The sequence below is a fragment of the Nocardia cyriacigeorgica genome (genome assembly GCF_010868145.1).
GTDB lineage: Bacteria > Actinomycetota > Actinomycetes > Mycobacteriales > Mycobacteriaceae > Nocardia > Nocardia cyriacigeorgica_D.
This window is the reverse complement of sequence record NZ_JAAGUY010000004.1, coordinates 93,576-115,106: the sequence shown is the minus strand read 5'-3', so window position 1 is coordinate 115,106 and position 21,531 is coordinate 93,576. Positions and strand designations below refer to the sequence as shown.

General features: G+C 66.2%; 23 protein-coding genes. 16 read left to right on the top strand and 7 right to left on the bottom strand.

Going from position 1 to position 21,531, the window contains the following annotated elements; genetic code table 11:
• Nucleotides 1–35: 35 nt before the first annotated feature.
• Nucleotides 36–833 (top strand): HAD-IIA family hydrolase, encoded by a 798-nt coding sequence (locus GV792_RS08490; RefSeq protein WP_163823465.1) that lies wholly within the window; start codon nt 36–38, stop codon nt 831–833.
• Here GV792_RS08490 and GV792_RS08485 read toward each other — a convergent pair.
• Nucleotides 830–1,516, bottom strand: a complete 687-nt coding sequence (locus tag GV792_RS08485; RefSeq protein ID WP_163823463.1) for a ZIP family metal transporter — start codon at nt 1,514–1,516, stop codon at nt 830–832. The genes GV792_RS08490 and GV792_RS08485 overlap by 4 nt on opposite strands.
• A gap of 352 nt (nt 1,517–1,868) precedes the next feature.
• On the opposite strand from GV792_RS08485, the gene GV792_RS08480 reads away from it, so the two are divergent.
• From GV792_RS08480 to GV792_RS08470, 3 genes are all read left to right on the top strand, one after another.
• On the top strand, nt 1,869–2,540 hold the full coding sequence (locus GV792_RS08480; RefSeq protein WP_306043955.1) for a TetR/AcrR family transcriptional regulator: 672 nt from the start codon (nt 1,869–1,871) through the stop codon (nt 2,538–2,540).
• Nucleotides 2,541–2,572: 32 nt separating this feature from the next.
• Nucleotides 2,573–3,433: an alpha/beta hydrolase family protein gene (locus tag GV792_RS08475; RefSeq protein ID WP_163823461.1), complete on the top strand. Its 861-nt coding sequence runs from the start codon at nt 2,573–2,575 to the stop codon at nt 3,431–3,433.
• A 76-nt stretch (nt 3,434–3,509) separates the two neighbouring features.
• Complete coding sequence (locus GV792_RS08470; protein WP_163823459.1) at nt 3,510–3,746, top strand: hypothetical protein; 237 nt, start codon at nt 3,510–3,512, stop codon at nt 3,744–3,746.
• Nucleotides 3,747–3,834: 88 nt separating this feature from the next.
• Here GV792_RS08470 and GV792_RS08465 read toward each other — a convergent pair whose 3' ends face one another.
• Nucleotides 3,835–4,098, bottom strand: coding sequence for a hypothetical protein (locus tag GV792_RS08465; protein ID WP_175583112.1), 264 nt, complete (start codon nt 4,096–4,098; stop codon nt 3,835–3,837).
• A gap of 651 nt (nt 4,099–4,749) precedes the next feature.
• Here GV792_RS08465 and GV792_RS08460 point away from each other — a divergent pair.
• The gene (locus tag GV792_RS08460; protein WP_163823457.1) at nt 4,750–5,892 is read left to right on the top strand and encodes a helix-turn-helix domain-containing protein; all 1,143 of its coding nucleotides are present in this window, start codon (nt 4,750–4,752) and stop codon (nt 5,890–5,892) included.
• Nucleotides 5,893–6,097: 205 nt separating this feature from the next.
• The gene (locus GV792_RS08455; RefSeq protein WP_163823455.1) at nt 6,098–6,967 is read left to right on the top strand and encodes an SDR family NAD(P)-dependent oxidoreductase; all 870 of its coding nucleotides are present in this window, start codon (nt 6,098–6,100) and stop codon (nt 6,965–6,967) included.
• Between the two features lie 46 nt (nt 6,968–7,013).
• On the opposite strand, the gene GV792_RS08450 is transcribed toward GV792_RS08455, so the two are convergent.
• The gene (locus GV792_RS08450; protein WP_163823453.1) at nt 7,014–9,071 is read right to left on the bottom strand and encodes a prolyl oligopeptidase family serine peptidase; all 2,058 of its coding nucleotides are present in this window, start codon (nt 9,069–9,071) and stop codon (nt 7,014–7,016) included.
• 107 nt (nt 9,072–9,178) lie between these two features.
• Between GV792_RS08450 and GV792_RS08445 the strand changes: the two genes are divergently transcribed.
• On the top strand, nt 9,179–10,153 hold the full coding sequence (locus GV792_RS08445) for a dipeptidase (RefSeq protein ID WP_163823451.1): 975 nt from the start codon (nt 9,179–9,181) through the stop codon (nt 10,151–10,153).
• Nucleotides 10,154–10,155: 2 nt separating this feature from the next.
• Here the strand turns inward: GV792_RS08445 and GV792_RS08440 are convergent, their stop codons facing one another.
• Both GV792_RS08440 and GV792_RS08435 read right to left on the bottom strand, forming a co-directional pair.
• Nucleotides 10,156–10,368 (bottom strand): hypothetical protein, encoded by a 213-nt coding sequence (locus GV792_RS08440; RefSeq protein WP_163823450.1) that lies wholly within the window; start codon nt 10,366–10,368, stop codon nt 10,156–10,158.
• The gene (locus tag GV792_RS08435; RefSeq protein WP_163823448.1) at nt 10,365–10,952 is read right to left on the bottom strand and encodes an RBBP9/YdeN family alpha/beta hydrolase; all 588 of its coding nucleotides are present in this window, start codon (nt 10,950–10,952) and stop codon (nt 10,365–10,367) included. Before GV792_RS08435 ends, GV792_RS08440 begins: the two co-directional genes overlap by 4 nt.
• Before the next feature lie 70 nt (nt 10,953–11,022).
• Between GV792_RS08435 and GV792_RS08430 the strand changes: the two genes are divergently transcribed.
• The gene (locus GV792_RS08430) at nt 11,023–11,634 is read left to right on the top strand and encodes a TetR/AcrR family transcriptional regulator (RefSeq protein ID WP_163823446.1); all 612 of its coding nucleotides are present in this window, start codon (nt 11,023–11,025) and stop codon (nt 11,632–11,634) included.
• Nucleotides 11,635–11,659: 25 nt separating this feature from the next.
• Here the strand turns inward: GV792_RS08430 and GV792_RS08425 are convergent, their stop codons facing one another.
• Both GV792_RS08425 and GV792_RS08420 read right to left on the bottom strand, forming a co-directional pair.
• Complete coding sequence (locus GV792_RS08425) at nt 11,660–12,763, bottom strand: NADP-dependent oxidoreductase (RefSeq protein ID WP_445738777.1); 1,104 nt, start codon at nt 12,761–12,763, stop codon at nt 11,660–11,662.
• Between the two features lie 249 nt (nt 12,764–13,012).
• Nucleotides 13,013–14,077, bottom strand: a complete 1,065-nt coding sequence (locus GV792_RS08420) for an AraC family transcriptional regulator (RefSeq protein ID WP_309139085.1) — start codon at nt 14,075–14,077, stop codon at nt 13,013–13,015.
• A 119-nt stretch (nt 14,078–14,196) separates the two neighbouring features.
• Here GV792_RS08420 and lpdA point away from each other — a divergent pair, with 119 nt between their 5' ends.
• The 8 genes from lpdA to GV792_RS08380 all read left to right on the top strand — a co-directional run bounded on the left by lpdA (nt 14,197) and on the right by GV792_RS08380 (nt 21,498).
• Nucleotides 14,197–15,597, top strand: a complete 1,401-nt coding sequence (gene lpdA, locus GV792_RS08415) for a dihydrolipoyl dehydrogenase (protein WP_163823441.1) — start codon at nt 14,197–14,199, stop codon at nt 15,595–15,597.
• 95 nt (nt 15,598–15,692) lie between these two features.
• The gene (locus GV792_RS08410; RefSeq protein ID WP_163823439.1) at nt 15,693–16,040 is read left to right on the top strand and encodes a hypothetical protein; all 348 of its coding nucleotides are present in this window, start codon (nt 15,693–15,695) and stop codon (nt 16,038–16,040) included.
• A gap of 169 nt (nt 16,041–16,209) precedes the next feature.
• A complete protein-coding gene (locus GV792_RS08405) occupies nt 16,210–16,896 on the top strand; it encodes a hypothetical protein (protein ID WP_163823437.1) in 687 nt (228 codons plus the stop codon).
• 164 nt (nt 16,897–17,060) lie between these two features.
• The gene (locus GV792_RS29005; RefSeq protein WP_175584118.1) at nt 17,061–18,815 is read left to right on the top strand and encodes a hypothetical protein; all 1,755 of its coding nucleotides are present in this window, start codon (nt 17,061–17,063) and stop codon (nt 18,813–18,815) included.
• A gap of 54 nt (nt 18,816–18,869) precedes the next feature.
• Nucleotides 18,870–19,034, top strand: coding sequence for a hypothetical protein (locus GV792_RS08395; RefSeq protein ID WP_163823435.1), 165 nt, complete (start codon nt 18,870–18,872; stop codon nt 19,032–19,034).
• Entirely contained in the window at nt 19,031–19,735 is a 705-nt protein-coding gene (locus GV792_RS08390; protein WP_163823433.1) for a polysaccharide deacetylase family protein, read from the top strand. Before GV792_RS08395 ends, GV792_RS08390 begins: the two co-directional genes overlap by 4 nt.
• Before the next feature lie 385 nt (nt 19,736–20,120).
• Nucleotides 20,121–20,804, top strand: a complete 684-nt coding sequence (locus GV792_RS08385; protein ID WP_163823430.1) for a hypothetical protein — start codon at nt 20,121–20,123, stop codon at nt 20,802–20,804.
• Nucleotides 20,805–20,952: 148 nt separating this feature from the next.
• Nucleotides 20,953–21,498: a carboxymuconolactone decarboxylase family protein gene (locus GV792_RS08380; RefSeq protein WP_163823428.1), complete on the top strand. Its 546-nt coding sequence runs from the start codon at nt 20,953–20,955 to the stop codon at nt 21,496–21,498.
• Nucleotides 21,499–21,531 lie beyond the last annotated feature (33 nt).

Sequence of the window (21,531 nt, the reverse complement as noted above, 5' to 3'; positions counted from 1 at the left end):
CCTGCGCGGCCAGGCATCGGGTCTACAGTGACACTATGGCCGATCCGAATCGGATAGCCGGAGTGCTCTACGACATCGACGGAGTGCTGGTGACCTCATGGCGGGCGCTCCCCGGCGCGCCCGACGCTGTGCGGCGCCTCGCCGAGCAAGGCCTGCACCGAGCGTTTCTGACCAACACCACCTCGCGCACCCAGGCCGAGATCGCCGACCGGCTGTGCGCGGCGGGCATCGAGGTATCTCCCGCCGAGATCGTCACCGCCGCCCGATTGACCGTGGAATACCTGCGCCGCGATCATCCGGACGCCCGCGCCTTGGTGCTCAACCACGGCGATATCGACGTCGATCTCGCCGACCTGCGGCTGGTGGACGAGGATCCCGAAGTGGTCGTCATCGGCGGCGCGGGGCCCGAATTCACCCATCGCGCGCTGAGCCGCGTGGTCGAGTGGATGCTCGACGGTGTCCCGGTCGTCGCGATGCAAGGCGGGATGACCTGGGCGACCGAGGATGGGCTGCGGATCGACACCGGCGCCTACCTGCCGGGCCTCGAGGCGGCAGGCAACGCCTCGATCACCGTCGTCGGCAAACCATCGGCCACCGGCTTCCAAACCTGTGCCGCGACCATGGATCTGGCGCCGGAGAAGGTGCTGATGGCCGGCGACGATCTGCACTCCGATGTACTCGCCGCCCAAGCCGTCGGGATGACCGGCGTCCTGGTGCGCACCGGCAAGTTCCGGGCGGGCGTGCTGGAATCCTCGGCGCGGCAACCGGATCACGTGATCGACTCGGTGGCGGATCTGCCCGGCTTGCTCGAGGTGTCCGAATCGGGCGGCTAGCCGAGCATGAACGCGACGAGAAACCCTGCCGCAGTCGCGATCCCGACCCACCACCCACCTTCCCGATAGGCCTCGGGCATCAGTGAATCCGCCAGCACCGCGATCGTCGCGCCACCCGCGAACGCTTGGACACTGCTGATCTGGGTCGCGGAAAGGTTGTCCGAGAGCAGGTTTCCGAGCACGGTCACCGCGACCAGTACAACGCCGGTGATGGTCCACAGCGCCAGCGCTCGCCCGGGCGCGAACCCGTGGCGGTCGCGCATGAGGGCCGAACCGCCGATGGCCTCGGGCACATTGCCCACCGCCACCGCGACAAGCAGCACCACGCTGCCCCCACTGGCCAACGAGACGCCGAGCGCGGTGTTCTCGGGAACGCCGTCCAGCACCGTGCCAAGCATCAGCGCCCAGCCGATCGCGGCGGGGCCGAGCCGCTTTTCGATGAGCCGGTCGGCGACCACATAGATCGTCGCGCCCGCGAACAGCGCGGTGCCCGCGATCAACACCCCGGCCTGGACGAAGGCGGGCTCGAACAACTCGTTGGTCACCGCGGCGATCATGGTGCCCGCACCGAGGGCCATGAGTGAAGCGAGGACCGGATTCGGGAGGGTCCAGCGCAAGCCGATGATGGCGCCGAGCACCAGCGGCACAGCCGTACCCAGTCCGTAGAGCAGTGCGGTGCCCATTCGGTCACGTTAGGCCGGCGGGCGTCGTCCGCGGAGTTTCCGCGCCGAATGCCCAGAAATAATTCTAGAAATTCCCTTCAAAATCGCCCGGCGCCGCGGAGCCGTAGGTATCGTCCGATTCGGCAAACAGCCAGTGACATTGGCCAGGTAATCCCAGATCGGAGTTCGTGTTTGACAGGTGTTCCATCCGACGTGCTCGGACGATCGCTCGCGTGTCGTCGGCGATGGGGAAGGCCGGTGAGTGTCGAACATCTCGCCTGCCCCGGCGCCATGAGCGAATAACGAGCCGACGCAGACTTGCCAACTCGGCTGACGCGCGGTCGGCCGCCAGTTGCGGCGAAGGGCCCGATCCATGACGAGGGGATCGGGCCCTTCGGTATTGTCTGCCCCAATGTCACAGGATGCGAATACGGGACGAATGTATGCCGGGCAACCCGTAGAGGACCGGCAACGCCAGCGGCGTGCGCGTTTTCTGGAATCCGGTCTGACCGTATTCGCGCGCGACGGTTACGCGAACAGCTCAGTGGGCGCTATTTGCAAGGATGCGGGTTTGTCCTCCCGTCAGTTCTACGAGGAGTTCACCGGCCGCGAATCCTTGCTCATAGAGCTGTACGAGCAGATACACCGAGAATCGCGCGCTGCGGTGGAGGCCGCGCTCGCGGAGCGATCCGAAGCCACCGCGGTGGAGAGCATCGACGCCGCGGTCCGCGCGTACGTGGAATCCATCGGCACCGATCCGCGCAAGGCCAGAGTGGCACTGGTCGAGGTGGTCGGCGCTGGACCGAAGGTGGAGAAGTTCCGGCTGGAACTGCGCCGCATGTGGGGTTCGCTGCTCGCAGGCGCGGCCGAGGACGCCGCCATGCACGGCGAGATCCCGCCCGGCGACTACGAGATGCGGATGCTGGCCATCATCGGTGCGGTCAACTACGTGGTCGACGAATGGAGCGGCGCGGATCCGCGCCGTCCGCTCGACGACGTGATCAGGGTGCTCAGCCGGGTCATCATGGGTGCGGTCGGGGCGTGATCGAAGGCCCGCACTCCGCGTAGCCTTGGCGCGTGGAGACCGTACCGATCCAGATGCTCGACGGCAGCACCGTCCCGGTGCGGCTGCTCTCGGCCACGGGTTCGCATCGTCACCCCGTGACACCGGATCTGCCGCGCCCGGTCGTGGTGATGGTGCCGGGGCTCGGCGTCCCGGCCGAGTACTACGGCTACTTCGCCCGGCTGCTGTCCGAACGCGGCTTCGACGTGGCGATCGTCGAGCTTCGCGGTAACGGCGACAGCAGCCCCAAACCGGACGCGTCGAGCACCTACGGCTACCACGAGCTGGTGTCGGTGGACTTCCCGGCGATGTTCGAGGTGGTGCGCGACCGCTTCCCGGACAGCACGCCGTATCTGCTCGGGCACAGCATGGGCGGCCAGCTCGGCGTCATGTACGCCGCACGCATCCGCGGACGGCTCGGCGGACTCATCCTGATCGCCTCTGGTACGCCGTACTACCGCGGCTACCGGGGGCTCACCGGTCCCGGCATGCTCGTCGGCACCGCCGCGGTCTCGTTGACGGCGAACCTGGCCGGTTTCTGGCCCGGCGACCGTTTCGGCCCGAACGGTTTCGGCCGTCAATCCAAGGTCCTGATCTCCGATTGGGCCCGCCTGGCCCGCACCGGCCGCTTCGTCCCCGTCGGCGCCGACATCGACTACGAAGAACGCATCGCCCGCCTCAAACTCCCGGTCCTGTCCATCACCATGACCGGCGACGAACTCACCCCCGAGCCGTCGGCCCGCCACCTGCTGGAGAAACTCCTCAACGCCGACATCACAACCTGGCGCGAAACGAGACCCCTGGGGCACAACGGGTGGATCCAGGATCCGAACAGCACCATCGATCGGATCGAGAAGTGGTTGCGGGATCGGTGATTTCGAGCCAGATCGATCGGCAGCCGCCGAACCGGCGCTCTGAGGGTCATCGACGGCGTTTGTCCGTTTGACGCGGATGGGCGGTTCCGGCCTGAGTGATCCACAACGTCTTGCGAGCATCATCGATCGCATACCAGATCCGACCACCGCCGGTTACCTCGTATTGCTATTGGTCCAGCACGGCGCCATCGACCTGAACTCGGCCAAGGTCGAATTTCAGCGGATGCTGTCGCGCTGGGTCGTCGCGGGACCGGGGATCGGTCGTTATCGCCACCCAGGCTCGGTCGAGATTGTTCTCGGCCTGCGCGAGTAGACAATTCCACCCGATCGCCGCCTGACGGTCGATCAATCGAACCATCCATCTGGTCGGCCTTCTCGCCTCATCGCCTCGCCCGAGCTTCTCAGCCATCGGCCCTGCCTGGGCGCGGCAATTCCGTGGCTTCATAGGCGCCAAACGGGCCGCGCAACCGGCGCGCAAGTTCAGGGTCCGAGTAGACCTCTGCTGTCGACTGCCACTCCCGCAGAGCGCGAGAGAACGGCAGCAGTAGGCCGGTCTCCGCGCCTGCCAGAAGGTGGTCTAGTAGCTCACCGACGCATTGTGGTCGCGCCGGTTCGGGAAGCCAGGTGAGCCAGGGGAGTTCTTCGGCGAAGACTTCCTCGGCCATCGCGCGGTTCGCCTTGGCAACTAATCCGATCCGCCACCTGCTAGAGCTTTCGAGTGTTGCGACGGCATCGGGGTCACCAATTGCCACCGACGCTGGACCAGCACGCGAATGACACGCGAGGGGGCAACGCGATCGTCGCGAGGATCGACAGCAGCGGTAGGCCGACCGCGACGATGAACCCGACCCTGGTCCACTCGAGCTTCACCTCCGACGCCGCGTGGCGGTGGCGTATCGACCGCGAGATGTCACCGACCAGCGGGCGCCGTTGGGCGTGCGAACGATGAGCGAGCGTGATTCCAGGTGGGCTAACACCCAGCGAGCGCGCCACCTGGTCAACCGCGCATGTCGCGCGATCTGATCGGCGGTCAACGTTCCGCCCGGTGCAAGCACGTTCAACACCTCGAGCTCGGCCGACGTTGGTCCGAAATTCATGGGTGCTCCTTGTTCTCCATACAAAGACGATGAACCGGACCCGTTGGCCGCCCGGTGTTTCCAGGTTGCGTGGCACCTCAGGAGTCACACGAGTGGCAAGGGAGTGGCATCATTCAGCTGGCATCCGCGCCGACCGTGTCGAACACCGCTAGTGGCACCGGGAGTGGCAAGCGACCCCAAAGGGTGCAAAGAACATGGAGGTGGTGTCAGGCCTGATGCATGTCAGCGGACACGGGACGACTGATCAAACAGCTTCGTTCCGCCAAGGGGTGGAGCCAGGGCAAACTGGCCGGTGAGCTGTCGAGGTCGTCTGGGTACGACATGACTCGCGAATACATCTCGCGCCATTGGGAGTCGGGCCGGACCGAACCCTCTCCGTTTTGGTTGCGTCACCTCGCGGCGGCGTTGGCTTGCCCCCAAGGACTATTGGAGACCGACGTGAAGCGTCGCGAGTTCCTATCGCATCTGGCTGCCACCTCGATCACGCCGGTGGTTGCGTCAGAGCTACTGTCGCAAGGCTTTTCCACTCGACTGTATTCCAGCGGGCCCAACGTGGACGAATGGGAAGCCACGTTGGCGCAATACGGCGCCGACTACATGAGCCAGGGCGCGGCGCAGATCCAACAGCGCTTGGCGGCGGATCTCGTCGTGCTACAACAGCAGCTGGATTCTCCCCGCATGTGGGCGATTGCGGCTCGTCTGATGACCTTGTACGCCAAGACCTACCCAGGTAGTGATGGGAACAAGGCGATTTCGTGGTACCGGATGGCGGCTGGGGCTGCCGACCGGTCCGGTGACACCGACATCCGTATCTGGGTGCGCGGACGAGCCGCGATCGCGTTCGGTTACGAGGGAGCGGCGCTTCCGGTTGCGCACACGTTCGCCGACCAGGCGTTGGCGATCTCCGATCGACACAGTCTCGCCCGGCTCAATTCGATCTGGGGTAAGGCCCACGCGGCGGCGATGCAAGGCGATCAGAGTACTGCTCGCGGCCTGATCGACTCCGGTCGTCGCGAGTTCGACCTCTCGTACTCGGAGGAGCAGACCTCGGACTATGCGGTTCCATGGTGGCGAGTCAACGTTTTCCTGTCTCTGCTCGCTGCCCGACTCGGCGATGAGAAGTCAGCGCTCGAGGCGCAGGACGATGCCCGCGCGGCACTTCCGCCCGAACTACCGCGGTTTGCCACGCATCTCGACATGCATCGTGGGCTGATGCTGGTGCGCGCGGGCGACCGTGCCGAAGGCGTCCGCATTGCGCGGTCTGCCCTGGATGCCCTGCCTCCGGAGAAGCATTCGCTCACACTGCGCATGCTGATGGACGAGATCCGCGGACCGGATCGGGCCTGCTCCACGGCGCCCTGAACGCTGTGAGTGCGATCACAATGGTGAACCGGTACGGGTGCGTCCCCTTCCCATCAATGACGATACTTCTCGTCCCAGCCGGTCGGATACTTCACCAGACCTGGTCAACGGATGGTCGGCCGGGCCAGGGAGTAGGTCATCGAGTGTCCGATATGCACGCGAGATCCCGAACTTCATACGTCCTGATCTCATTCGGAGGAAATAGATGTCGCTGCCACTGAAGGGGAAGGTCGCCGTGGTCACCGGCGCTTCCAGAGGCATAGGCAAGGGCATTGCGCTGGAGCTCGGCGCCAGTGGTGCGACCGTGTATCTGACCGGTCGTACCGTCGACCCGGGCCCGCTGCCCGGCACGATCACTGATACGGCCGCCGAGATCAACGCACTCGGCGGCACCGGGATCGCTGTGCGCTGCGACCACCATGCCGACGACCAGGTGGCGGAGTTGTTCGCGCGCGTCGAGGCGGAACAGGGATGCCTCGACATTCTGGTGAACAACGTCTTCTCGTCCCCGGATCTGGCTCAGTGGCTGCATCGGCCGTTCTGGGAGTTGCCGCTGCAGGCGTGGGACCAGGTCCTCGGGATAGGGCTCCGTTCCCATTACGTTGCGGGAGTGTACGCAGCACCACTGTTGTTCAAGACCGACCGGCCGAGTCCGCTGATCGTCAATATCTCCTCCTCGGGAGCGACGTCTTACGGACACAACGTGGTGTACGGGGTCGGAAAGGCCGCGTTGGACAAGATGACCGCGGATATGGCAGTCGAATTGCGGCCGCACGGAATCGCGGTGCGATCGGTGTGGCCTGGCCTGGTATTCACCGAATTACTCGCAGGCCAGGCGACAACCACCGATGACGGACGGACCGTCATCGCCATACCGGGCGAAGGAACCTTCGACGTCGCACATGCCGAGTCGCCACGATTCGTCGGTCGCGGCATTGCGGCGTTGGCGGGCGATCCCGAGGTGTTTGCACACTCGGGCACAACCGTGACAACCGCCGAACTCGCCTCGCGCTACGGCTTCACCGATGTCGATGGCACCGGACCGGGCACGTCGTTGCGGAGCGGTTCCCGGTAGCAGGGTAGTTCGTGGCGCCGGAGAAGTAGCCGGCGCCCGCCCGAACCTACCCCTTCTTCTCCACCAACATCTGCGTGAAGAACTCGTAGATCAATGCCGCCTGGAACGCGGATTGCTTGTTGTCGGCCGCGCCGCCGTGTCCGCCTTCGATGTTCTCGTGGTACCAGACTTTGTGCCCCACTTCCTCCAGTAGGGCTGCCATTTTTCGGGCGTGCCCGGGGTGGACTCGGTCGTCTCGGGTGGAGGTGGTGAGCAGGATCGGCGGGTAGGGATTGTCGGCTCGGACGTTCTGGTAGGGGGAGTACTTGCCGAGGTATTCCCACTCTTCCGGGTTGTCCGGGTCGCCGTATTCGGCCATCCAGGAGGCGCCGGCCAGCAGCAGGTGGTAGCGCTTCATGTCGAGCAGCGGGACCTGGCAGACGATGCCGCCGAACAGTTCCGGATAGCGGGTGAGCATGACGCCCATGAGCAGGCCGCCATTGGAGCCGCCGACGGCGCCCAGCTGGTCGGCGGTGGTGATGCCGCGAGTGACGAGGTCGCGGGCGATGGAGGAGAAGTCCTCGTACACCTTGTGCCGGTTGGCTTTCTGTACCGAGGTATGCCATTCGGGGCCGTACTCGCCGCCACCGCGGATATTGGTCATCACCCAGGTACCGCCGCGTTCCAACCAGCCCATACCGGAGGCGCCGCTGTAAGCGGGGGTGCGGGAGACCTCGAAGCCGCCGTAGCCGGACATCACCGTCGGCTGTGGGGAGTCCTTGTGGACGCGATGGCGGATGACGAAGTACGGCACCATGGTTCCGTCATCGGAGCGGGCGAAGAATTGCTCGGTCTCGACACCATCGGAGTCGAAGAACCCGGGTTCCTGCTTGAGGCGAGTCGTGGCACCACCGACCGAACCGGCCAGCAGTGTGGTCGGTGTGGTGAATCCGCTTGTGGTGAGCATGAATTCATCGCCACCCTCGAGCGGATCGAGGTTCATCACGCCGGTGGTGGACATCGGCGGAGTATCGGCCAGCGATTCCTTGCGCCAGCCGTCGGAGCCGGGCGTGAGCACGTACAGCTTGGTCTGCACGTCCTCCAGAGTCACCAGCAGCAGATGGTTCTCGGTCCAGCCGTAGCCGTGCAGCGAGGTGTGTGCGTCGGGTTCGAAGATCACCTCGAAATCGCGCCCACCCGCGAGGAACTCCTCGAAGTTCATGGCGATCAACGCACCGGCCGGATAGGTGGTCGACCCGAGCTCCCACGGCGACTTCAATCGGACCAGCAGCCAGTCCTTGTACCAGGACTCACTGGCATCGGATGGCGTCTCCAGATGCCGCCAGGTGCCATCGGATTCGAGCAGATACACCTCTTCGTTGAAGAAGTCGGTGGCGCGGCCGAGGTAGTGGCGTTCGTAACCGGGAGTGCGGTCGTAGCCTGCCGACACTGCGACGTCACCGGATTCGCCCTCGAATACCGTCTCCGCCTCCGGCAGCGCAGTGCCGCGCTGCCAGCGCTTGGCGATGCGGGGGTAACCGGAGTCGGTGAGCGAATCGGGGCCGAAGTCGGTGCCGACATACACGGAGTCGATATCGATCCAGCTGATCTGCGACTTCGCCTCGGGCAGGAAGAATCCGCCGTCCTCGGGCGCGATGAACTTCCTGGTCTCCAGATCGAATTCGCGCACGACCTTGGCATCGGCGCCGCCGCGCGAGAGGGAGATGAGGGCGCGGCTCTGCGACGGGCGCAGCACGCCCGCACCGCCCCACACCCAGTTCTCGTCCTCGTCGGCCGCCAGCGCGTCGAGGTCGATGAGCACATCCCAGTCCGGGTTGTCGGTGGCGTATTCGGCGAAGGTGGTGCGCCGCCACAGCCCGCGCGGATGCTCGGCATCGCGCCAGTAGTTGTACAGCCAGCTACCGCGACGGCCCGGATAGGCGATCTTGGTGTCGGTGTCGAGCATATCCAGGATGCGGTGCTGCAACTCGGTGAACCGGTCGGTCGAGGCGAAACGCTCGACGACGGTCTCGTTGTGCGCCCGAGCGAAGTCCATGGCAGCCTCGCCGGTCACCTCTTCCAGCCACAGATAGGGATCGGTCACCTTCTCCTCAACACCGCTCATCCCCACATTGTTGCCGAGTGGTGACGACCGCCACGCGGCTACCCGGTGCGGCCTGCTCCGAGACATAGGATGAGCTGCTCGGATGCTGAACGATCCAGGAGGTTGCCGTGCCGCCGTTCTTGTGGGAGCAGCACAGCTGCCTGCCGCTGCTACCGACCGCCGACATCACCGAGCTCGCGCGGTATCCGCTCGGCTCGTACCTGTCGGTGAACGTCGGCTATTCGCCGCAGTCGAGCGCCGACTCCCTCGCGCTGCTGCACAAGTTCCGCGATGATGCGCTGGCCGATGGCCGGTTCCGGCTGGTCACGAAGGTTTCCGAGATCGGCGACCCGGATACTATCGCGCTCGCCTTCGATCTGGAGGACGCGGGCCCGCTCGACGGCGATCTGGACAATGTCGCCCGCTTCCGTGATCTCGGCGTCCGCTCCCTGCTACCCACTTACAACCATGCGAACGCCGCAGGCGCCGGATGCCTCGACGCCGAGGACACCGGGCTCACCGCCTACGGCCGTGATCTGGTGCGTGCGCTCAACGTGGCTGGCGTGTTCGTCGACGGTTCGCACTGTTCCCGCCGCACCGGCCTCGACCTGGCCGAGCACACCGATGCCCCGATGATCTACGGCCATGCCAACTTCGACACGGTGTGGGCGCACCCGCGCAATATCTCCGACGAGCAGGCCAAGGCCTGTGCGGACACGGGCGGTGTCATCGGTATCAACGGCGTCGGCATCTTCCTCGGACACAACGGCGAGCACGAACGCGCCGAGCGGGTGCGAGCGATGGCTGATCACATCGAGTACGGCGCCGAGCTGGTCGGCATCGAGCACATCGGCATCGGCTCGGACTACTCCTTCGACGCCGACGACTTCAACCACGAACTCCGTACCAACCCTGGCGCCTTCTCCGAGGCGTACACACGGTGGGGCCCACTGCAGTGGACCCCACCGGAAGACCTGCTCGGCACGTCCGAGATCTCCGGACTGGACGAGGTGCTCGCCGCCCGCGGTCTCACGGAGTCCGATCGAGCCGCGGTGTTCGGCGGGAATTTCCGTCGTATCGCCGAGCAGGTCTGGCGGGCCTGAATTCAGCGCGCCAGCCACCCGTCGCAGCGCCGAGTGAGGAAAGGCATCACGATCCAGGTCATCGCCGCGACCGCGATCGGCAGGATGAGCGCCAGCCGCACCGGCGTCGCCAGGGAGTCGAGCAGTGGCCCGGTGACAGTGAGCAGCACACACAGCAGGGGATAGAGCCCGGCCAGCGTGAGTACCCACATCTTCCACCGGACCGGCCCGGTCATGGGCGTGCCGCCGCGATATCGCGCACCAGGGCAACGGCTTCGGGGAGTTCGATGTGATCCTCGGCGAAGTTCCCCAGGTGCTCACCGGTCGGCAGGACAACGGCTGCCGCATCGAGGCCACGCACCAGCTGGGCGATGTGTTCCATCGGATCAGCGGCGTTCACTGGGTCGTCGATGGCGCTGAGCAGCCGGAAATCGCCGGCGGCAGCACGGATCCGCGCCCAGTCGAACGGACCGTCGAAGAACGAGGCCAGTAGGTCGTAGCCCACTTCGAAGGCCGAGGTGGAGACCAGCACTGCGCCTGCGAACCGGCCGCCGGTCGCCGGGTCGTGTTGTTCGAGCATGCGCAGGACGTTCACACTGCCGATGCTGTGGCCCACCAGGATGATGTCCTCGGCCGGACCGAGTTCGGCGACTGCCTCGGCCAACGCCTTGGTCCAGGCGTCACGGTCCGGGGCGGCGGGTTCGGGCAGGTTCGGCACGATCGTGCGGTGACCAAGCGCGGTGAGCTGCTCGGTGAGGTAGGGGAACCACACGCTGTCGCTGCGTGCGTTCAGTCCGTGGGATACGACGATGGTGCTCATTGCGGTGCTCCTTTATCAAAACGCTCCGTAGCGTTTTGATAAGTTGTAGCAGATCGGTAGTCTCGTGTCCATGGCGGACGGAAACGCAGCGGCTGGTCGCATTCCATCCGGGCGCGTAGGGGGTCGCGTTCGCAGCGAGTCGGCGCGCGCGGCGGTGCTCGGGGCTGCGACCGACCTACTGGATGAGCGCGGCTACGCGGCGATCACCATGGAGGGAGTCGCATCCCGTTCCGGGGTCGCCAAGAGCACCATCTATCGCTGGTGGAAGTCGAAACCGGCCCTCGTCATGGAGGCGCACGGCGCGGCGGTCGCTCAGCGCATGCCCGAACCAGATACCGGCACAACGGAATCCGACCTGATCGAATTCACCGAACAGCTCTACCGCGTGACAGAACATCCGCGCCGAGTCGCTGCCCTGCGCGGCATGATGGCCGACGCCCAGCTGGATCCGGAGTTCGGCGAGCACTTTCGCGCCTGGGTGAACGAACGCCGTGAGATCGTCGCCGTGATTCTGACCCGCGGTATGCGGCGCGGTGAACTCGCGGCCGATCTGGATGTCGAGTACGCGGTCGACCTGATCTTCGGGCCGTTCTGGTACCGGCTGCTCGTCGAGCACGCGCCGCTGGATGCCGCTGACGTGCGGTCCCAGATCCGCCGGCTGCTCACCGGGTTCGTCGCGTAGCAGCGGCGAGCAGCCGGGATCCGCCTCATCCGAGCCGGACGAGCATCTTTCCGGTGTTGGCGCCGGCGAGGTCACCGAGGAAGGCAGCCGGTGCCTGGTCGAGCCCGTCGTACACGGTCTCCTTGGTCCGGATCGTGCCGTCGGCGAGCCAGGCGGCCGCCTTGACGATGTACTCACCGAAGCTGCCGAAGTAGCTGTTCACCAGCATTCCGCGCAACGTCACCTCCCTGGTCGCGGCAAGGAACAGGTCGGGGCCCTGCTGAACCGAGTCGCCGTTGTAACCGCTGATGGCGCCGACCAATGCGACGCGACCGTGCGGCCGCATGGCCTCGACGGCGACACGCAGGTGCTCGCCGCCGACACTGTCGAGGTAGACATCGATCCCGTCCGGCGCGGCCACGGCCAATTGACCGGCCAGGTCGCCCGCGCGGTAGTCGAGGGCGGCGTCGAAGCCGAACTCCGTTGTCAGCAGTTCGGTTTTGGCAGGTCCGCCCGCCGAACCGATGACCCGGCTCGCGCCGAGAATCCGCGCGATCTGCCCGGCGACGCTGCCGACGGCACCGGCCGCAGCGGAAATGAACACCGTGTCGCCCGGCCGGATCGGTGCCACGTCGGTCAATGACGCGTAGGCGGTGAGGCCGGTGGTGCCGAGTGCGCCCAGGTAGTGATGTGGTTCGGCGAGGACCGGATCAATGACCGTCGCGGTCGCGGCATCGATCACCGCATGCTCGCGCCAGCCCGCGAAGTGGGTGACAGTCGCGCCCACCGGGACATCGGCGGAGCGGGAGGCGATGACCTCACCCACCGCCGAACCCCCCAATGCCGCACCCAGCTGGAACGGCGGGATGTAGGACGGCTTGTCGTCCATCCGGCCGCGCATATACGGGTCGACCGACATCCAGGTATTGCGGACCAGGATCTGACCGTCTGCGAGGTCGGGGATCGGTGTGGTGACCAGCTCGAAGTTCTTGGCCGTTGGCGCGCCGGAAGGGCGTGCGGCCAAGTGGATCTCGCGCGTCGTGGTCGGTAGTCCCTGCCGTCCCGGCCCGGTGAGGCGCGGTGATGCGTCCGTGTCGTCGACCCGGGTTGCCGGCTGGACGGGCTGGTCTTGCTGTGCGTGGATCTGCACGGTTCTGCCTCTCGTTCTGCGGACTGTGTGTCCGGATACGTAGAAGCTATGGCGGTTTCGCACCGGGTCCCAGGTCCGTGCGTGCCACGAACCGGTCCTTACACGACACGGTGCGCCGACGTGTGTGGCCCGCTCTGGCCGGCGCGCATCGCAGCGCTCGGTTGCGGTCGGGCCCGCCCAGCGCTGCCCACCGTTGAGCTCGGTCCGATCGGCTCGCCTGTCAGGTCCCCGGTCCGGTGGCGGCAGCGATCAGTGATTCCGCGCGGCGCCCGGCGGTCCTCCACTCCAGCGCCGAAATGCCTTGCGCAGCGCGCGATCATCGGTGAAGCCGAGCCGGGTCGCGACCGTGGCGGTCGTCAGTCCGGAGTCCAGCAGCTCCTCGGCACGCCGGTAGCGCAGCAGGTCGAGCTCATGCCGCCAGGTGGTGTCGTTCTCGGCGAGCCGTCGCTGCAGGCTGCGCGGGCTCATGGCCGCCCGAGCGGCGACCTCCGTGAGAGTAGGTGCGCCCGTGTCGATCGCGGCGGCGAGAGCAGTGCGGAATTCCTCCAGCGGCCCCGCGATCGGTTTCGCCGAGGCCAGTACCAGGTCGGCGTGATTGCGCAGCAGGTCCGCGAGGGCGGGATCGCCGCGGGTGAGCGGGGCTTCGGCGTCCGCATCGGTGAATGTGATGGTGTCGGCAGTGGCGTCGAATTCGATCTGGCGGGTGCCGAATGCTTCGGTGAGCCTCCGGTGCTCGCTCGGTGCGGGATGACTGAAGGTGACTCGTGCCGGGACCACCCTTCGGCCGAGTCCTTCGCGGGCCCGTCGCAGGTAATAGCCGAGCACGTACTCGTTGATGACCGACGAGACAGCGGGATCGCCCGCGCCGGTCCGATAGCCGATGGTCAGCCCCCCGTCGGTGCGGAGGTCGAAGCCTTCGGTCGCGGCGGTGACCAGCTGGTGATACGGCTGGGCGGCGGTGAGTGAATCGGCCAGCGTCGCGCCTGTGGTGACCAGATAGTCCCATGTGCTGAGCCTGCCCAGCGGTGCGTGCTCGACCACCGCGAGGCCTGCGCTCGGTCCGGTCCGCGCGAGTAGCTCCCACAGCTGGATCAGCGAGTGCATCGGCACCCGGTCGAGTTCACCGCGCAGGGCGTCATCGGAGACGCCGTGGATCGCCGCGAGTTGCTCGGGAGCGACGCCCGCTCGCAGCGCGGTGTCGCGGACCAGACGGATCAGCTGGGTGGAGACGGTTCCGGTCAGGGCGTCGGCAGTGGCCGCGCCGGACAGCGCCGCATCGCTGGATTCGATGCTGCCGAATCGCCCGGTGACCACGGGGACCACCGTAACCACTCGGCGGCCGCCGAAATTCCTACTCGCGGGTAGCTTCGGAGTCCTCACCATTGCGGGGGATAGGTGAGTGAACATCCAGCAACAGCGTTAGGCTCGGTGCCGTGACTTCCCACTACGATGTCGTCGTTCTCGGCGCTGGTCCCGGCGGTTACGTCGCTGCGATCCGTGCCGCTCAACTCGGCCTGCGAACAGCGATTGTCGAGCAGAAATACTGGGGTGGCGTGTGCCTGAACGTTGGCTGCATCCCATCCAAGGCGCTGCTGCGCAACGCGGAGCTGGCTCATATCTTCACCAAGGAAGCCAAAACCTTCGGTATCTCGGGTGAGGCGTCCTTCGACTTCGGCGCGGCATTCGACCGCAGCCGCAAGGTCGCCGACGGCCGGGTCAAGGGCGTCCACTTCCTGATGAAGAAGAACAAGATCACCGAATACGACGGTCTCGGTACCTTCACCGACCCGAACACCCTCTCGGTGGCGTTGAGCAACGGCGGCACCGACACCGTCACCTTCGACAACGTGATCATCGCCACGGGTACCGTCACCAAGCTGCTGCCCGGCACCTCGCTGAGCGCGAACGTCGTCACCTACGAGGAGCAGATCCTCACCCGCGACCTGCCCGGATCCATCCTGATCGTCGGCGCGGGCGCCATCGGCATGGAGTTCGGCTACGTGCTGAAGAACTACGGCGTCGATGTGCGGATCGTCGAGTTCCTCGACCGCGCACTGCCCAACGAGGACGCCGACGTCTCCAAGGAGATCACCAAGGCCTACAAGAAGCTCGGCATCACCATCACCACCGGTGCGGCCGTGCAGTCCATCGATGATGACGGCTCGAAGGTCACCGTCAGCATCAAGGACAACAAGTCCGGTTCGGTGGAGACCGTCACCGTCGACAAGGTGCTGCAGGCCGTCGGCTTCGCGCCGCGGGTCGAGGGCTATGGCCTGGAGAACACCGGTGTCGCGCTGGAACGCGGTGCCATCGCCATCGACGAGTACATGCGCACCAACGTGCCGCATATCTACGCCATCGGTGACGTCACCGCCAAGCTGCAGCTCGCGCACGTCGCGGAGGCGCAGGGCGTGGTCGCGGCCGAGACCATCGGCGGCGCCGAGACCCTGACCCTCGGCGACTACCGGATGATGCCGCGTGCCACCTTCTGTCAGCCGCAGGTCGCCAGCTTCGGTCTCACCGAACAGCAGGCCCGCGACGAAGGCTACGACGTGAAGGTCGCGACCTTCCCGTTCACCGCCAACGGCAAGGCTCACGGCCTCGGCGACCCCACCGGTTTCGTCAAGCTCATCGCCGACACCACCCACGGTGAACTGCTCGGTGGCCACCTCATCGGCCCCGACGTCTCCGAACTGCTGCCGGAGCTGACCCTGGCCCAGAAGTGGGACCTGACCGTCAACGAACTCGCCCGCAACGTCCACACCCACCCGACGTTGAGCGAGGCCTTGCAGGAAGCCATCCACGGCCTCGCAGGGCACATGATCAACTTCTGATCGCACACCGATCGATGTCCGCCGACCCGGCGCCGGTGTCACCCCACCGCGCCGGGTCGCGCGCGTCTGCGTGGTCGTTACTGGCGGTGTCCTGTGTGTTCGCGGCGTCGGTGGCGGGCGTGCTCATCGATACAACGTTCTCCCACACCGAGATCCGGCAGACCCGAGCGCTGCCCGCGAGCCTGCGCTATCCCGACGGCCTGACGTACTACCTCGGGGTGGTGCAGCGAGAGAGTGGGCTGCTGCATCGGCGGCTCCCCGATGAGATCCGAGTGAGCCGCGATCCGGGTCTGGTGTACTCGCACGCGATGAGCCTGACCATCACCGGCAGTTCCGATCTGGTGCTGCGCTCAGTGGAGTGGCGGCCGGATGGCGTATCGGCCCGGTTCGAGTCCGGCCATGAAATTTTCGTTCCCGCGCAATCCTTCCTCGGTGGGCGGTAGACACCGGGCCAGGGTTTCTTGATGTCATCTTGACGCTCCGGGCCGCCGAATTATCGTTTTCCATACCAATTCTCGATTTCCGTTGTGCTGTCATTTAAGTCGTCTGTTCAGGCGCCTTGGTGCGGCTGTTCGGGCCCATGGTTCCGCCTCGAGGAAAGTGTTCGAATTCATGACGATAAAGTCGGCTGCTGTCTCCGTTCTAACTTTGGCCGCCCTGGTCGCGTCAGCGTCGGGCGCGGGCGCCGCGCCCGCGCCCGATCCGGCTCCCGCGCCCGGCAGCGCCGTGCAGGCCGATGTGCTGCCCGGTATCCACTACACGGCGAGCGTGGTCGACAACTCGGTGGTGCTGCGGACCGATTCGGGTTCGCTGACCACCAAGGGGACGCAGTTCCAGGTGCTCGATGATGAGGGCCGTCTTGTCGCTGGCATGCCGCTGACCTACCTCAAAGACGGTAAGGAGTGGCCGATCGCGGCCAGGGTCGAGGGCGATACCGCGGTGTTCACCCCGAGTGCCGACCCGGCGGAGGCCCGGCCTGCGGCGATGTTGCAGCCGACCGCGGACGAGCCGGTCGACTTCGATACCGCGCTCAGCACCGCCGCCACCCAGTTCGGCCTTGCGACAGCGGTCGGAACCCTGCTCGGCTCATTGGTCGGTGGCGTACTCGGATGCGTGGCGGGCGCCATCATCGGTGCGCCGCTGGTGGTGCCGACATTCTTCGCCGGGCCGATCGGCCTGTGCATCGGTGGTGCCGCAGTGGGGATCACGCTAGGTGCGGCCGCGGGCATGATCGCGATCGGCGTGCCGGTCGGCGTGGCTGCTGCGATTCAGTTCTTCAATGCGACCGCTCCCCGGTGAGGTGTGCGCGTAATAGATTGAAGTAGTCGAGAAATGGGCGGCGTCCGTGTGGGCGACGCCCATTCTTCTTGGTTCCGGTATCGAAGCGTAAATAAATCGCCCAGATGCGCATCAAGGCCGCAATGGACGGGCGGAGCGGGGAAAATCGAACTTAGCGTCATCTCGTGGGTTTTCTCGGATTCACGTGGGCCGACACCGGATCGTTCGTCGGAGGGATGGTCGGCGCGGCTGTTCTCGGTCCGCCCGGCGCGATGCTCGGATCGACGGCCGGATCATTCCTCGGCGGCGTTGTCGGCGACGATCGTGACGCAGGCAGCGCGGCAGAAGAAGCAGTGGTCGCGGGGATCGGTGCGGCAGGCGGCGCATGGGCAGCCAACCTCGGCGGCAAACTCCTCAAAGACGGGATCACCGCCGCGGCGACCAAAGCCCTGCCGACGGCTGCCGCCCGTCGCGTGGAAACCGGTGCCGCGAAAACCCTGCTCCCCTGGAACAAGTACGAGGGCAGTCTGCTCGGTGCGCTGGCTGGTGGCTTCGGCGGCTACGAGGTCTCGCCGCAGGCCCGCCCACCCGTCACGATCGACACCATCGACATCGGCAACGGCGGCTGTCCGGTGGCGATGGGTGGATTGCAGATGCCACTCCAGCTGTCCCGGCCGATCGCCGATTCCTATCAACGCTTGCCCGGCTACCTGTGCGATGTCTGGCGCAACTTCGGATCGGGCTCCCCGAGCACCACACCGGCGCCGGTACCGCCACCGCTCATCGGTGATGCTGCTCATGGCGGAATCGCCACGTATGCCGACAGGGCCCGTGCGCTCGATACTGCGATCGCCGGGTTCGCCGCGCTCGACCGCAAGGTCGCGGGCATCGTCGCGGAAAGCGCCGAGGTGGCCGAGCAGGGTCGTGACGCGGTGTCAACGGTGATCGCGAACGCGAACCGCGCCGCCGCCGAAACCCCGAGCGGTAACGCCGACCAACACGCCCTCGACCTGCTGCACAACGCGTTCACCGCAGGTAGTCAGATCCTCACCCACGCGATCACGGCAACCGGCGACACCGCAGGGCGCGCCGACCGGCTCACTGCTGAGCTCCGGAAGTTGCGTGCGGATTTCGATGAGCATTTTGCATCGCATCGGAAGCCGTCGGCCTCGACACCGCCGCAGCGGCAGGAGCCCGACGACGTTGCGAGAACTCCCGAAGTGTCCATTGATATCGGTGGTGCGGTTGTGGGGCCGATCGTGATCGCCCCTGCGCCTGCTCCGCCTCCGGTTCCCGCGCCAGCGCCGCCACTGGTTCCCGCGCCTGCTCCACCTCCGGTTCCAGCGCCTGCTCCGACTCCGATTCCGGCTCCAGCGCCGCCTCCGGTTGCCGTTGCTCCACCGCCGAGTGAGCCGGTTGTTCCTGCGCCCGACCCAGTTTCGTTACCGCGGCAATCCGCGTCGCCGCGCCTGTCCCACGAGGCGCCGGTGGTCGTATGGCAACCCGGTCGAACTGCCGATCCGCCCAGAGTTGTTCCACTGTCGCCGGTACCGGTTCCGTCTGCACCCGAGGCGGGCACGCCGCCGTTGGCATCGGCCGGGTCCACGCCGGAAAGGGATTCACCGCCGCAGGAATGGATTGTCTCTGCGCCCGAGTCCGTTTCACCACCGGCCACAACGGTTGTGCCCGTCACTCCGTGGTCTGCGGCGACAGTGCCGCCCGACGCTCGGTGGCCCGCCGTGTCTGCGCCGATGCCGCCATCGTCGCCGCAGCTCACCACTACGCCGTGGACCTCGTGGATGAAAATGATCTCTCCTGCCGTGGCCGGTACACCGCATGCGGCGACCGCGACCCCGGCATCGGACGAACACTCCGCACCGGACGCGGACTCGCTGCTGGCGACGATTTACGCGGAGGCTTTCGCGCTCGGTGCGCGGTAGCGGCCGGAGTCTTGTTCCACAGCGGGTACGGCCCATGTTGGTTAGCCTGCCCATATGTCTGATGCGGCGGTCGAACGGAACCGGATTGCGTTGGTGCTCGGCACCGACCTGTTCAGCGGCGCCGCCCTGCAACCGGCCTACGGGGCCGGCGTGCCGATCCGCGGACGCGGTCGCGCGGCTGAAAGAGGTGTGGCCGAAACGATGAACACCCGGATATGAAACGTCGCGTGCTCGTCGGGGCGGCGGTGGCGCTGGTGGTCGTCGTGGTGCTGGCCGTCGGCGGCTACTACCTGATGAACTCGCGGACGTTCCAGCTGGCCGGCCGGATCGTCGATCGCGTCGACACCGACGCCAAGGTGGTCGCGCTGACCCTCGACGACGGGCCGACCGCCAACGCGCCGGAAGTGCTGAAGGTGCTGGCCGAGGCCGACGTGCCCGCCACCTTCTACCTCAACGGCCGCGATCTCGCCGCACACCCGGAGTTCGGAGCGGCGATCGCGATGACCGGCCACGAGATCGGCAACCACACCTACTCGCACCGGCGCATGGTTTTCGTCTCGCCGGGAACCGTTGCCGACGAGGTCGGACGTACCGATGACGAGATCCGCAAGACCGGGTATCAGGGACCGATCACCTTCCGCCCGCCCTACGGCAAGAAGCTGTGGACGCTGCCGAAGTACCTCTCCGACCGGAATCGGACCACGGTTATGTGGGACGTCGAGCCGGACTCCGCCGGTGCGCAGAGCCCTGAGCAGATCGTCGAACACACCGTGGCCGAGGTGCGTCCTGGCTCGATCATCCTGCTGCACGTCATGTATGGGAACCGCGCGAACTCGCTGGCAGCGATACCGGGCATCGTCGCCGCGCTGCGGAGTGACGGGTACCGGTTCGTGACGGTGTCGGAACTACTCGGGCAGTAGGGCCGCGCGCACTATCGGCGGCGACCTCGGTCATGGCCGGTTGTTTCGCATCGCGCGCAGCGCTATTCGGTGCTCGGTGAACTGCCGTCGTCCGGTGCGCGACTCGCACCCGCAGCGATTGCCGCTGTTCGCGGTCGGTCTCATGTGCTCGTGCCCGGTGCCGGTCGCGACTCCACAATTGCGCGGTAGTGCGGGATCCAGGGTGTCGAACTCTCACCGTTTCCTGCGAGTTCACCTGACGGACACATACGTTGACACCGATTTAGCATCGTGTAAACAAAGCGAATCAATCCGAATGTTGTCATGTGTTCCGGCCCGGTCGAGGCCACGACCGATTCTCTGTCCGCAGAGTTTTGGGGATTCACCGAGGGAAAGCGTTCGAACCATGTCGATTAAGTCGGTACTAGCTGTCTCCGCTCTGGCTGTCGCTGCTGTGGTGGCAACCGGGGCGAGTGCGGGTGCGGTACCCGCCCCCGCACCCGAGCCGGGCACCGTGGTGCAAACCGATGTGCTGCCAGGGATCAAGTACACGGCCAGTGTCGTGGACAACTCGGTGGTCCTGCGGACCGAAGCCGGGTCGTTGACCACGCAGGGGTCCCAGTTCCAGGTGCTCGACGATCAGGGCCGTCTGGTCGCCGGTATGCCGCTGACCTATCTGAAGGACGGTATGGAATGGCCGATCGCCGCTCGGGTGGAAGGGAATACGGCCACCTTCACGCCGAGCACCGATCCGGCGCAGGCCCGGCCCGCGGCAATGCTCGAGACGGTCGCGGATGAGCCGGTCGACTTCAACACCGCGTTGGGCACGGCTGCGACGCAGTTCGGTTTGGCGACCGCGGTCGGAACCTTGCTCGGTTCGTTGGTCGGTGGCGTGCTCGGGTGTGTGGCCGGCGCGATCATCGGTGCGCCGTTGGTGGTGCCGACGTTCTTCGCCGGACCGGTCGGCCTGTGTATCGCTGGTGCCGGAGTGGGGATCACGTTGGGTGCGGCCGCTGGCATGATCGCGATCGGTGTGCCGGTCGGCGTGGCGGCTGCCATCCAGTTCTTCAACGCGACACAGCCTCGCTGAGTAATCCGGTGTCGTCCGGCACGCCACGTGCGCGCCGGACGACACCGGAGTGTTTCACCCGGCACGGGTAGGCTCGGCCACGGCCAGCGTGCCCGGTCGTGCCGATACCGCGACAAGGCACGCCCATTTCGCGAAAGAGGCGAGCAGGATGGTTTCGACGTCGCAACCACGTGTTTCCCCGGGACGAATGCGTCAGCTGGGACCGATCAACTGGGCGGTGTGGCAGGTGCTCTCGCGGGCGGCGGGGACGGCCGATGCGCACCTGTTCAGCACGCTCGGCCGCACCGGCGGACTGTTCAGGGGCTGGTTGCACTACTCCGGCAAGCTCATGCCCGGCGGCAAGCTGACCAGGCACGAGTCCGAACTCGTCATCCTTCGGGTGGCTCATCTGCGCGAGTGCGACTACGAGATGGACCATCACATCAAGCTCGGCAAACGCGCGGGCGTCACCGCGGAGATCCTGGATCGGGTGCGCACCGGTCCGGACGCGGATGGATGGTCCGACAAGCACCGCGCTCTGCTCACCGTCGTCGATCAACTGGTCGCCACCCGCGACATCGACGACACAGCATGGGAACGTCTGTCCACCTACTACGACGACCGCCATCTCATCGAAATCGTCCTGCTGACAAACCAATACGAGGGTCTGGCGTCGACGATCACCGCCTTGCGTATCCAACGCGATCAGATGTAGCCGCTCGCTGCGCGGTCGTCCCCGGCGACAGCC

What these genes read in the sequence shown, in the direction of transcription:
- GV792_RS08490 (WP_163823465.1), top strand. Translation starts at nt 36, where the DNA reads ATGGCCGATCCGAATCGGATAGCCGGAGTGCTCTACGACATCGACGGA.
- GV792_RS08435 (WP_163823448.1), bottom strand. Translation starts at nt 10,952, where the DNA reads ATGAGCACCATCGTCGTATCCCACGGACTGAACGCACGCAGCGACAGC.
- GV792_RS08455 (WP_163823455.1), top strand. Translation starts at nt 6,098, where the DNA reads ATGTCGCTGCCACTGAAGGGGAAGGTCGCCGTGGTCACCGGCGCTTCC.
- GV792_RS08465 (WP_175583112.1), bottom strand. Translation starts at nt 4,098, where the DNA reads ATGGCCGAGGAAGTCTTCGCCGAAGAACTCCCCTGGCTCACCTGGCTT.
- GV792_RS08485 (WP_163823463.1), bottom strand. Translation starts at nt 1,516, where the DNA reads ATGGGCACCGCACTGCTCTACGGACTGGGTACGGCTGTGCCGCTGGTG.
- GV792_RS08470 (WP_163823459.1), top strand. Translation starts at nt 3,510, where the DNA reads ATGGGCGGTTCCGGCCTGAGTGATCCACAACGTCTTGCGAGCATCATC.
- GV792_RS08460 (WP_163823457.1), top strand. Translation starts at nt 4,750, where the DNA reads ATGTCAGCGGACACGGGACGACTGATCAAACAGCTTCGTTCCGCCAAG.
- GV792_RS08450 (WP_163823453.1), bottom strand. Translation starts at nt 9,071, where the DNA reads ATGAGCGGTGTTGAGGAGAAGGTGACCGATCCCTATCTGTGGCTGGAA.
- GV792_RS08395 (WP_163823435.1), top strand. Translation starts at nt 18,870, where the DNA reads ATGTCTGATGCGGCGGTCGAACGGAACCGGATTGCGTTGGTGCTCGGC.
- GV792_RS08385 (WP_163823430.1), top strand. Translation starts at nt 20,121, where the DNA reads ATGTCGATTAAGTCGGTACTAGCTGTCTCCGCTCTGGCTGTCGCTGCT.
- GV792_RS08430 (WP_163823446.1), top strand. Translation starts at nt 11,023, where the DNA reads ATGGCGGACGGAAACGCAGCGGCTGGTCGCATTCCATCCGGGCGCGTA.
- GV792_RS08480 (WP_306043955.1), top strand. Translation starts at nt 1,869, where the DNA reads ATGACGAGGGGATCGGGCCCTTCGGTATTGTCTGCCCCAATGTCACAG.
- GV792_RS08380 (WP_163823428.1), top strand. Translation starts at nt 20,953, where the DNA reads ATGGTTTCGACGTCGCAACCACGTGTTTCCCCGGGACGAATGCGTCAG.
- GV792_RS08405 (WP_163823437.1), top strand. Translation starts at nt 16,210, where the DNA reads ATGACGATAAAGTCGGCTGCTGTCTCCGTTCTAACTTTGGCCGCCCTG.
- GV792_RS08440 (WP_163823450.1), bottom strand. Translation starts at nt 10,368, where the DNA reads ATGACCGGGCCGGTCCGGTGGAAGATGTGGGTACTCACGCTGGCCGGG.
- GV792_RS08390 (WP_163823433.1), top strand. Translation starts at nt 19,031, where the DNA reads ATGAAACGTCGCGTGCTCGTCGGGGCGGCGGTGGCGCTGGTGGTCGTC.